General features: G+C 48.9%; 9 protein-coding genes. 6 read left to right on the top strand and 3 right to left on the bottom strand.

Annotated elements, in window-relative coordinates; translation table 11 throughout:
* Positions 1-8: 8 nt before the first annotated feature.
* Positions 9-1466, top strand: coding sequence for a hypothetical protein (locus AC50YL_RS20875; RefSeq protein WP_494834422.1), 1458 nt, complete (start codon positions 9-11; stop codon positions 1464-1466).
* 160 nt (positions 1467-1626) lie between these two features.
* Here AC50YL_RS20875 and AC50YL_RS20880 read toward each other — a convergent pair whose 3' ends face one another.
* On the bottom strand, positions 1627-2799 hold the full coding sequence (locus tag AC50YL_RS20880) for a hypothetical protein (protein WP_494834423.1): 1173 nt from the start codon (positions 2797-2799) through the stop codon (positions 1627-1629).
* A gap of 309 nt (positions 2800-3108) precedes the next feature.
* Between AC50YL_RS20880 and AC50YL_RS20885 the strand changes: the two genes are divergently transcribed.
* The gene (locus tag AC50YL_RS20885) at positions 3109-3501 is read left to right on the top strand and encodes a hypothetical protein (protein ID WP_494834424.1); all 393 of its coding nucleotides are present in this window, start codon (positions 3109-3111) and stop codon (positions 3499-3501) included.
* 261 nt (positions 3502-3762) lie between these two features.
* Positions 3763-4392, top strand: a complete 630-nt coding sequence (locus AC50YL_RS20890) for a peroxiredoxin-like family protein (protein WP_494834426.1) — start codon at positions 3763-3765, stop codon at positions 4390-4392.
* Between the two features lie 96 nt (positions 4393-4488).
* Here AC50YL_RS20890 and AC50YL_RS20895 read toward each other — a convergent pair whose 3' ends face one another.
* Entirely contained in the window at positions 4489-4866 is a 378-nt protein-coding gene (locus tag AC50YL_RS20895) for a hypothetical protein (protein ID WP_494834428.1), read from the bottom strand.
* Between the two features lie 362 nt (positions 4867-5228).
* Between AC50YL_RS20895 and AC50YL_RS20900 the strand changes: the two genes are divergently transcribed.
* The gene (locus tag AC50YL_RS20900; protein WP_494834430.1) at positions 5229-7094 is read left to right on the top strand and encodes an RCC1 domain-containing protein; all 1866 of its coding nucleotides are present in this window, start codon (positions 5229-5231) and stop codon (positions 7092-7094) included.
* 344 nt (positions 7095-7438) lie between these two features.
* On the opposite strand, the gene AC50YL_RS20905 is transcribed toward AC50YL_RS20900, so the two are convergent.
* The gene (locus AC50YL_RS20905) at positions 7439-8698 is read right to left on the bottom strand and encodes a beta propeller repeat protein (RefSeq protein WP_494834431.1); all 1260 of its coding nucleotides are present in this window, start codon (positions 8696-8698) and stop codon (positions 7439-7441) included.
* 431 nt (positions 8699-9129) lie between these two features.
* On the opposite strand from AC50YL_RS20905, the gene AC50YL_RS20910 reads away from it, so the two are divergent.
* Together AC50YL_RS20910 and AC50YL_RS20915 are read left to right on the top strand one after the other, a co-directional pair.
* Positions 9130-10509, top strand: coding sequence for an ABC transporter substrate-binding protein (locus AC50YL_RS20910; RefSeq protein WP_494834432.1), 1380 nt, complete (start codon positions 9130-9132; stop codon positions 10507-10509).
* A gap of 375 nt (positions 10510-10884) precedes the next feature.
* Entirely contained in the window at positions 10885-11628 is a 744-nt protein-coding gene (locus AC50YL_RS20915; protein ID WP_494834433.1) for an SDR family NAD(P)-dependent oxidoreductase, read from the top strand.
* Positions 11629-11949 lie beyond the last annotated feature (321 nt).

The following is an 11949-nucleotide window of genomic DNA, read 5'->3' on the forward strand; positions in this document are numbered from 1 at the left end:
TAATTCAATTGCGCCCGATAATACGAATGGTCAAGCCTTATACGATTCTAAGTTCGCTGCTTTTGCTTGCTTCCGTCTTTTTGGCGTCAGCTGCTTCGGCAGAAAAAAAGGCAGCGTCCGTTACGCCGACCGTAATGATCGAGGAAAACAACAGCACCGTAGGGGCTGTCGTTCATTTCTCGTCCAAAGGCCTGGAACCGAACGCGCCGGTCAAGCTGCAGTGGGAAACCGAGCAGGGCAGTTACGACATACAAGGTATTTATAGCTTCATCGGCCCGTCCTACAAGCTGGAAGAGCATACGATGACGATGGGCACGACCGACAGTACGGGCAGCTGGAACGGAAGCTTTGCCGTGCCGAAAGGCTTCGGAGGCGACCATACGATTTACGTGAGACAGAACAACAAAAAAGTTGCCCAAACGAACGTGTTCGTTGCTCCGACCTTCCGTTTGTTCCCGGAGTCCGGACCTGTCGGCTCGGAAATCACGGTACAGGCTGAAGGCATCAGCTACGCGACCATGGAGAGCAACTGGCAGTTGTCCTACGACAACAAAATGACGGGACTCATCTCGGCCGTCTCCACGAACGGGAGTGCAACCGCGAAGATACGAGCCGCTGGTCCCGCAGGCAAGCATTCGATTACCATCTGGCATGGTTACTTAGGTATGCCTTATATCAACTATACGGAAGCCCCGAATTCCTATCTGCCGGTGCCCAGCTTTACGTATACCGTTACGGATGATGCGCCAATCATGCGTGATGAAGTAGAAGCGCAGCCGATAGCTGCCGGGGGCGGCGTGCATATGCCGCCACTCGCGAACAAGGCAGGCGTCAACGCGACCTTGAGCCAAGCCAGTGGTCAAGTTGGGGATTCGGTGACGTTGAAGGCGAGCGGATTGCCTGCAGGCAAACAAGCCGATGTGGTCTGGCACACCATGGAGGGCAGCCGGGTTACGGGTATAGGCTTCGCGGAGAAGACGAGGTCGCTCGGAACGGCTCGTACGGACGGCAGCGGCAGTTTGAGCTATGACTTTCCGATCCCGGACGATCTAGGAGGCGTGCCGCATCGGATCGAACTGAAGGTCGGAGGCCTCGCGTATGCGGAGGTATACCTGGCGATTTCGCCATCGATCGCCAAAATCACGCCATCTTCCGGACCGGCAGGAACCGAGATCACCATCCAAATCAAAGGCGTCGGCTGGACGGAATACGACAACGCGTATTATTTGGATTACGATAATGCCTATCTGGGGTACATGTGCGGGTTCAACAGCCAGGGAACCGTAACGTTTACGGTTACGGCTACCGGCGAGCCCGGTTACCATATCCTCGATCTCTATCCGGGCATTTACCGGGGCAAGCAGGCCGATCCGGACGTATACCTCGCGCCGCAGTTGACCTACGGCGCAGATCATCCGGGTTCGGCGATACCCGCTATTCGAATGGGCTTCACGCTTACGGAGTAAAAGTTCGTTTATGGGAATACGAATACTCGTTTTTTGAGCGAAGCTAAAGCCGCGTACTAGGATCAAGTTCCGGCCGTTCGCAGATCATAACGGCCAGAATGAATTTTTACATTTATCTTTGCACACGTAACGGGACAGGATAACAACAATAAACTTGAAGTCAGCCGAATGAATGATTCGGCTGACTATTGTTTTGAATAGCAAACAACGAATGTTCAGCGAGTCGGTACCATGCGCCAAACCGGTATGGGGTCGTTCCCGGACCGCTGAAGACATGCTCCCGGTATTGAAACGATCCCGGTTCGCTGGAGACATGCAGGAGTTTCCCCGCTTGGGTGGAATAAAGGTACTTATCGTTGTTAAACGTGTACGCAACCGTGCCGTCCGGCCCCAATTGGTTGATGTAGAGGGGCACGGAAATGGGGGACCACCAGGAGATATCAAAAACCTGTTTTTCCACGCCTTCCGGCGAGCGGACATACAAAATCCAACTGTCTTTGTCCTGTTCATACTTGGTATAGGCAATCCAGCCATTGTTGATCTCATAAGATCCTGTTGCGGGATAGGGGTTTTCGGCTAACGTGGTAAACCTGCCATCGGCGCTGCGTAAATGAATCACCCACTTCAATTCACGGTTTTGATCCATCAGGAGTTCCCGTAAAATGATACTTTTTCCGTCTGTCAAAGGTCCGTAAAAACCTAGATTCGGCTGAGATAGGTAGGCGCGAGGCGACGCAAGCTTAATAACCGAACTGTCGGGCAGCGATTTGTAGAGTGCGTCTCTAGTCGTGTAAACTGCCGTGCCGTCTGCTAACAGGTCTGCATTTAACGTATCATAATTATCAAAGCCGGCCGCCGTGGACCCTCCCGTAGTTAAATCCCAAACAGATCCGCCCAATAACGCATAATTCCCTGCTCCTTTAAATAGATCCACTTTATTTTCTTCTCCACCTGCGCCCCCCAAATTCAGAATAACCTCACCGTCCTTCCAATACTCGTACTCATGCAGCAAATCTTGACGGGGCAATACGGCTCGCTCTTGAATGTAGGAATAAACAACGCCTTCCGCGGTTAACTTCCCATCACGCAGGAGCCAATTCAACCGGGTGGCATCGAAAACCTTTGCTTCGCTTTTATCAGTGCGGTTGTACAGCCAGAGCACTTTGTTGCCGGTTTCTTTCCACAGAATACGGGTTTGGTCAAAATCGAGAATGGTTCCGTTAAACTGGTTAAGCAGCAGCTCGCTCCCCCGAGCTGCGGATGCCTGGAAGGGCAGAAGCAATAACAGCAGCATAAATCCCCAAAATAACAGCATAAACCGTCGGTTCACCACGTTTCCCCTCCCTTGGTGATATATCTAAAATCTAACATAATATGGAGTTTCGTGATTCCGCTTATTGTACCATTACTAATCTACCAGAGCGCTGCATGTAAACTAGGAATGCGGACACGCAGTAGCAGCGACTTGTTACAATAAACCATGGGCAGTTTAACGCAAAACAGGAGGTTGTTGTAGCTTAGCAACCATTCTGTAAGGGGAGTTGAAATAGTTTACGGGAGGCAGGAGAACGTGCCGAACATGCTAAGAAATGAAGCAACAAACATGTCGTATGAAGAAATTTTTTAAAAGGGGGGCATTTATATGAACGTACAAGAACAAATCAAAGCGTATATTACTAGCCAACCTGAACCAAAACGCAGTGATATGCAAGCGTTGCACCGCATCATTCTGCAAGTGGTATCGCGTACGGCGTTTGCGGCGGAAGGTGGAGGCACGGCCCAGGAACAGGAGAGCATGGACAGTCAGCTGGTCAGCCGAAGTCCGGCCAATTGGAATCGCAGTGTCACGGAAGCAGTCTACGCGGCCGGGGGCTGTTTGCAGAGCTTGGCACTCAGAGGCGACGGCACCGTCTGGACGTGGGGGGATAATTACTGGGGCGAGCTCAGGGACGGCACAACGATAAACCGTACCACTCCCGTTCAGGTCGCGGGCCTCACGAATGTGGTAGGCGCAGCCGCAGGCCGGTATCATTGAGCGTCTAAATCATAGCTGTATTGTTCCGGCATGAAATCGTTTTCGCATTTCAAAATATGATGGCGTACAGTAATCTACCTTACAGAACTCCGTTTTATCTTGAAATTATAATCAAGCTATCACTTGATATTGAACCGAACAGTTGAAAGCGGCTACAGAGCAGTTTAAGGCCAATTCACCGACTGTAGCCTGTCAAATGAAGGATGATACGGGGAATACGTTAAGATGAAGAAAAACAACAAAATGAAGGAGCGATTAGTCGTGAAACCAACATTGAAGTCGGAATTGGAAGTTCAGGCGAACATTCACTCAAGCAATTCGCGCGCAGCGACTTTGTTTGAAAAATATTTACAAGACCTTCGTAACAAAGGTGCAGGTAAGGGACTAACCATCGGGGATATGTCGCCAGATTTCACTTTGGAAGATGCGACCGGGAAATGGATCACGTTATCGGAGGAATTGAAGAAAGGTCCTATCATTCTCATTTTCTACAGAGGAGAATGGTGTCCGTTTTGTAATTTGCAATTAAAAGCTTATGAACGCATCATGAGTGATATTAAGTCTGCGGGTGCTCAACTTATAGCTGTCAGTCCTCAGACGCCAGATCATTCATTATCGCAAAAAGAAAAGCAAGGACTGAGTTTTATTGTAGTAAGTGATCGCCAAAATAAAGTGGCTGAATTGTATAACTTGAAATATACACTGCCCGATTTCATGCTCGGCACTTTAAGTATGTTACCGACAATAAATGGAGACGATTTGTTTGAACTGCCCGTCCCTGCTACTTATGTCATCAATCAGAACGGCCGAATCATTGCCGGCGGTTCTGATATTAATCACAGAACGAGGATGGAACCGGCAGAAGCTTTGAAAATTGTCAAGTCTCTATAATTGAGAAGCCAAGGATACATTGACATCGGCTCAGCGTATGCAATCAAAGCATGCTTTTGCAGTTCTCTCTTAAAGGGGTCAGCATCATTTATCCGTTCATCGCATCGAACGATCTTCCCTTGGCCATATTGGAATCAATACAATGGACAACGCTACAACGATCGCATGTACCGGATTGGCAATATCCCCGATCTGCGGTTCGGGCGGATAAGCCCAGTCCATCCACGACAATAACAAGGCAACGCCTACTGCAATCAAGGCGTAGGCCAACCGCGGCCGGGACATTGTCTTGCGAAGTTTGTTATAAATATATGCGCCGACACAATTGACGACAACCGATACAACCATAATCGACACCGGATTCAATTGACTGAAATGCAGTCCTGTAAGCAGCGTCAGCAAGTAAAACAACACGACCCCCGCAACGCCGGAAATAAGCCCTGCCCTCATGCCGACCATCCAAGTTTTCTTCATTTTGAACACTCCCTCGTTTTTTATACATTGATCTTACCAGAACAGATTTTCGAAGATCAGTAGCATTCTTCACGAAAATGAGATGACAAACCTCACATTATTCGTGCCGGACTGTGAGGATTGTCATCTTTCCAAGTTTGTATAGTTTCTCCAGGTCATTATATTTCTGACTCCAAATATTTTTGGAGGGCAGTTACCACAAATCAATTCATTCGTTCTGATCTTAATAGCTATCGAAAAGACCGGCTCACGCGAGGGATGGCGTGGGCCTTCTGTGCTGTTCGGTTTAGTGCCTTAAGCAGATTCACAGATTCCCATTATATAGTAGATTGAAGGCAGATCGAAGATAGGGGCGAGGATGGATGAAACCAAGGTTGATGCTTTTGATAAGCGGACTTTTGCTGCTACTGCTACTGCCGCTGTTGCCAGTTCAGGCAGCCGCTGCTGAAGCAGGCTCTGCGATGGCAACAGAGCGGTCAAAATCGGCTGTAACCATGATTGCAGCAGGATTCCGTCATAACCTAGCTCTAAAACAGGACGGAACCGTTTGGGCGTGGGGATTGAATAATAGAGGACAACTCGGAGACCAAACTGCGATAGATCGGCATACTCCGGTGGAAGTGCGGGGTCTCAGTTCGGTGGTAGGGTTAGCTGTGGGTCATGAAACTAGTTTGGTGCTTAAAAACAACGGAACCGTATGGGCATGGGGAGACAATTCGCTAGGCCAGCTGGGTAATGGAAACAACTCGGACAGTTCATTCCCCGTACAGGTAACCAACCTAAGCAACGTGGTCGCCATTGCTTCAGAATGGGTGCATACTTTGGCGCTCAAAAGCGACGGAACCGTCTGGGCGTGGGGAAGCAATGGTTATGGACAACTTGGCGATGGAACTACGACAACCCGGTATACGCCGGTTCGAGTGAAGGGGCTCGATTCGGTTGTCGCCATCTCGGTAGATTTCTTTCATAGTTTGGCGCTCAAAAGCGACGGAACCGTCTGGGCGTGGGGAGATAATACTTCTGGCCAACTCGGTGATGAAACATATAACAACCGTAGTATTCCGGCTCAAGTACAGGGTCTCAGTTCGATAGTCTCCATCTCTACGGGCGGAGGTAATAGTTGGGCGGTACAAAGCGATGGAACCGTGTGGGCATGGGGCAACAATAGTACCTTTCAACTGACCAATGAAATTTCGACCGGTCCGCTTACTCCTTTCCATTTGAAGTGTCTCAGTTCGGTGAGCACAATATCAGCGAGTGATGAAGCACATACTTTGGCGCTTAAAAGTGATGGATACGTATGGGCGTGGGGAGATAATTATTATGGGCAACTCGGCGATGGAACAACGGAAGACCGGTATTCTCCCGTGAAAGTAACGAAACTTAATTCCGTGTCCGCCATCAGTGCGGGGACCTTACATAATTTGGCACTGAAAAGCGATGGAACCGTTTGGGCGTGGGGAGATAACGATTATGGGCAACTCGGCGACGGAACAACGAGAGCCCGAAATGCTCCCATACAAGTTCAAGGACTTGGTGAATCTAGCTCCGACAATCCTGAAGTGCCAGCGTGGTCAACGGGTGATGTGCTGACAGTAAGCGATTTAACATATGACAGTGCTGTGCTGCAGTGGCAACCGGCAACGGATGACCAAGGTGTAGATAGGTACTTGGTGTACCAAGATGATACGTTAGTGGAGACCTTGAACGGGAATATGAATAGCTACCAAGTGAAGGCGCTATCTCCGAAGACGACCTACCTCTTTTCACTGTTGGCCGTCGATGCCGATGGCAACAAAAGCTTGAAAAAGGAATTGATTGTCACTACGGCCGAATTTCCTCCCAGCTCTTTTCTTCTTTCTGATTCCAAAACGTATTCGGACGGCTTGTACAAGTATGAGGTCGCATTATATTACGGGTATATTTCGACTTCTGGCGAAGTCTTGTCCGGATCTTGGACCTTCCCTAAAGGTGATCATGGGAAAGTGAATGTATCCATGATTTCTCCGAAAGGGGATGATTATGACCTTAGTCTCGAAACCAAGGCCGACGGTTATCAATTTCCGGTAACGACGGAGAAACTCTCGGATGGTACCGAGCACGGTGCTGCCAGCATGCCCGATGGTTACTCGGCAGAGTGGAGAGTTAAGGGGCATACGAACCGTGATTATAGTTCGAATGAGAAGGTTTTCGTATATGTGAGTATCCAATATGACAATTACTACTGAAGATATTTAATTAGGTTAACGGAATTCTTAGCATAGTGGTCGTTTTGAAGAAGCAGATCTCAGCAGCTGCTGCGCTGAGCGTGATAATTTTCGCATCACTGATGGGGACGACCCCGAGACTTTAATTTATGAAGCGAATGAAAAGCAATGGTTCAACCATATAAATTATCGAAATAAGGAGGCCATAAACGTTTCAACGACGTCGGTAAAAACCCGAGAATCCGCCAAAATGCTGCTCACCGGATGGTGTCATGTTGGAATAGCGTTAATAAACGCAAAAGAGTCGAGTTAGAAGGCCAAGCAACTTCTAACCGACTCTTTTTTTCGTTCGAACGCCATCTAAACTATGGGATGATGATGTCGGAGTATCCGGCAAATATAGTTTGCGATCCTGGGGCCGTACTCATCCATGTTGCAATATAGCCGCCGGGAGGAACGCTCGTGATCGTGATATAATCGCCAATCGTGGGGACCGGAGTAGGGCCGATTTGTCCCGCGTTCGGGTTAAAGGAGACGTTCGTAATCCGCGTATTCGTAAAGGTTTGCCCCCCGTTAATAGACCGCGCCACAAACACGTCGAGATCGAAGCCGTTCACCTGATTGCTGTAATACACGATATTGACGACCCCTGTTAACGGGTCCACGTCGATAAAGGGAAAGAAGTTCTGCGAACCGGCCGGCGCTCCCGTTATGCTGACCGGTGCCGACCATATCAATCCTTCACCGATCGATTTCGACATGAAGATATCGGCGTAGCCTTGACGGTTATCCTGCCAGACGGCATAGACCGCGCCGGTATTGGGACCGATGGACCGGTCGCAGGATATACTCGGGTAAGTCAGTACCCTGAAGCCATAGCCGGGCACCGGGAGCACCAATGGAACCGGGTCGACGGCCGAGACGATAACCGGCGGACCGAATGTCGTCCCGCCGTCTAGCGAACGCCGAACGAAATAGCGGTCATTCGGCGCATTCACCGTAATCCAAGACGCATAGACGATCCCCATCAAATCCACGGTTACGGCCGGTCTTCTGACTTTATCCGTGATATTGGAAAGCAGTATGGGCGTATCCCAGGTCAAGCCTCCATCTCTCGAACGGTCTAAGAAAGCCGTAATATTGCCTCCGTTAGCGACATTGAATTGATCGGCCCTGACGACATAAACGTTGCCCAAGTAGGGGCTCGATTGTCCGTTATCGGCGATAAGAAAGGTCTCGTCATTATTTATGTACGTCCCGTAGCCTGGAGCGACAAGTATCGGATCGCTGAACGTAGCGCCATTGTCGTTTGATACATAGACAAACGTCGATCCGAATTGATGTCCGGGGAAGACATGAGCACTGACGATAAAGGTGCTTGGAAATTTATAGGCCACGGACGCGCATTCCGCTCCGGTAAATATTCCGGGAGGAAGCGGAAGCAGGGCGGTTGTCCAGGTGCTACCGCCGTTCAACGAGCGATATAGGCCTACTTTAGGCGACTCCCCGTCCGTATGGTCGGTCGCCGTAGCCACCATGATGCCCGGAATGAGCAGATTGACCGCGATGCTTGGCTCAAATTTCGGCAGGATGCCGGTTGTAACTTGAAAATTAAAATTCGTCACTTGACCTCCGCCTCCTAATGAATGCTGTTTTTATTCTATTTCGTTCGAGCTCGTCCCATGCCATTCGGAGGGGGCTGCGTCTCATCGATGAATGACCGTAAATATTCATTGTCGTACTTATGCCTGCATGACAGATTCAATTCACAATGTGCGCTCTGACTATCTCGGCCTTGGTGATTCCTTGGGCTTTAGAGTCTCCGGACTACATGGCTATATTCTCCTTCTATCCGGGTATGGTAATCTCTTGGTTAAATCATTAGATCGAAGGGCATATCGTTCAATGAAACAGCGCAGCGAATCTCCCAATACGGCGAACCAATAGAAGCTAGCATGCGCAGACACATATTATTTACAAGTCGGAGACAAGACGGCGATTTCCATTCTTTATAGTAGACAGGTAGAAATGAAAACGAACATGGAAGGTGTGCGTGATGAGAAAACCAGGATTAGGAAGCGCAAAGAACGGTATCGGAATCGCGGTCGGACTCTGCTTGATGCTTCTGTCCGCCTGCAGCGGCAATACGGGTGAGAGTACGTCTACGGAGAACATTGATGTATCGCAGAAGAAAACGGGGACGGCAGGCAATTCTTCGTCAAGCGCCGACCACACGACCATTGTGTTCTCGTCCTTCTTTCCGGATAAGCAGTTTGAAGAAGCGAAAACCAAGTATGAATCGCTGCATCCGAATGTCGAAATCAAGCTCGAGAGCGTACAGACCGATGATGAGCATGTGGAAGCCGATCTGGAGAAATGGGTGACCGCCACGAATACGGCCATGCTTGCAGGCAAAGGGCCCGATATTCTCATTACGGATCAACTATCGCTCGAAGATTACGTCAAGCATGGATTGCTGGCAAATCTCGATGAGTCGATGACGCAGGATACGTCCTTCGACAAGGCGGATTATTTTACCAACGTTCTGGATAATTCGAAGACCGGGGAAGGACTATACGGACTGCCGCTCAACTTCTGGCTCTGGGGCATGCTGGGTGACGAGGACGCGATCAAGAAGGCAGGGGTGACGGCGATCGATGACCGGTCCTGGACATGGGACGACTTCACCGGGATTGCCCGGCAGCTGTCGCAGAAGGGCGATTATCCCGTCGTCCTGAATGGCACACCGGAATCGATGCTGGCGCAATTGGTCTCTGATAATTACACCCGGTTCGTCGACGCAGAGAGCCGCAAGGCGAATTTTGAGTCGGCTTCGTTTAACGGGCTTCTGCAGCAGGTCAAATCGATGGCTGCCGATGGCATCATCGGCGATGGACGTCCTTATTTCTTTCAGACATCGATACATTCTCCCTCGAGTTACTTCGTCTCGCTTCACTCGCTTCTGGCGAAGAACGTGAAGCTGTACGTGATGCCGCATGCAGCGGATTCGACAGTCGGGGGTTACTTCCTGAAGTATCATACGGTCGGCTTGAATGCGCGCTCCGGTGCGAAGCAGCAGGCATGGGACTTCATCAAGTTCCTGATGTCCGACAAGCTCGAGACCCCGACAAGCGGTTTTCCGATTAACAAGAATGTCTATGCCCGGCAGATTCAACAATTGAAGGACCAGGGAACGATACCGACCAGCAAGGAAGGGCCGACACAAGGCGCGTCTCTTCAAGTCGAAGAAGCGCTGCTTGATCAACTGGAGGGCTATGTGACGGGGGCGAATCACGCCGCCAAGAGTTTCAAAGAACCGACCACGCTCAATGCGCTCATCATGGATGAGTCCAAGGCTTATTTTAGCGGACAAAAATCGGCGGAGGACGTTGCGAAGCTGATTCAGAACAAGATGACGACTTATCTCAACGAATGAAGCCACTTGCGTTTGCCAATTGGAATGGCGAAGCTTAAGCGGGATCTATTGAGCGAGCATGCAATCGGCGAGTACGAAAGATTGGCAGCCTATCAGGATCATAGAAATTTCGATATTGATCCGAAAGTTCAAATTTTATACAATGAGGCAACACCATTCGTCAGTAATCAACAAGACCGTTAAAGCAGAGCGTCTTGGGAAGGAAAAAATGAACGTTACCGAAAAGCGATACACGAAGCAAGTATGACTTGACAATTAGATCGAAAGCCTTTCTCAGGATTCAATAAATCGGAAGAAAGAACTGGTTATTCGCTAACAAGCCTCGCGGTGCGAAGGCAACGAAAAGACTAAAATGAAAGTGGAGATTATAGAAATATGATGGATTTAAATGAAAAGGTTGCAATTATTACTGGCGGAGCAAGCGGGATTGGATTGGCGACCGTAAGCGCTTTTATCGAAAAAGGAGCAAAAGTTGTTATAGCTGATTTCAATGAGCCTTCGGGTAAAGAGATTGAAAAACAACTTTATGATCGTGGTGCCGATGTGTATTTTGTTCGCGTAAATGCAGCTGACGAAAAGTCGGTGGAAAATATGGTTACGCAAACGATTAAAAAATATGGCAGATTAGATATTATTTTTAATAATGCGGGCATTGGAAGTCAGGGGGCTACCCATGAACTGTCCTATTCAGATTACCATAAGGTAATTGCAGTCAATCAAGATGGTGTATTTTTTGGCGCTAAATATGCCATTCGCGAAATGCTGAAAACCGGCGGCGGAGTCATTGTGAATACGGCATCGGTTTTAGGGCTTGTAGGACAACCGGGGGCATTTGCATATAATGCAAGCAAAGGGGCAGTTAATATTTTGACCAAGAGCTTAGCGCTTGAATATGCAAAACATAACATTCGCGTCAATTCGGTCTGTCCAGGATACGTAGAAACGGGAATGGTTAATCGAGATACGCTTGGCGATTATTATAATGGACTTGTTGCCCGGCATCCGATTGGTCGCCTAGGTAATCCATCTGAAATTGCGCATGCAGTCGTGTTCTTGTGTGAAAATGAATTTATAACGGGATGCAACTTGGTGGTCGATGGGGGTTACACCGCTCACTAATGTCTTATAACAGGAGTACCCGTTTACCAAAAACGGCAGCCAACATCGTGGCTGCCGTTTACTGTGGCAGCCGCAGCCACAACTGCTTCGCAAGGAACATATGTATAAAATACGATATAATAAGATAAGGAGAATTCTCGTTGAAGGATGTTCTCCTTCATTACGCTAACGGGTACGATAGCACAATACAAACATGAGGCAGCTGATCAATGATATGCTCCCCATACGATGGACAGGTAAAATAATAAAACCTGTTTTGCCGAGGGGAGCTTTTCTATGTCGAGAGGAAAATTTAACGCGTATGAGAAATTAACGATTCTC

This window comes from Paenibacillus sp. J22P277, from assembly GCF_059383675.1.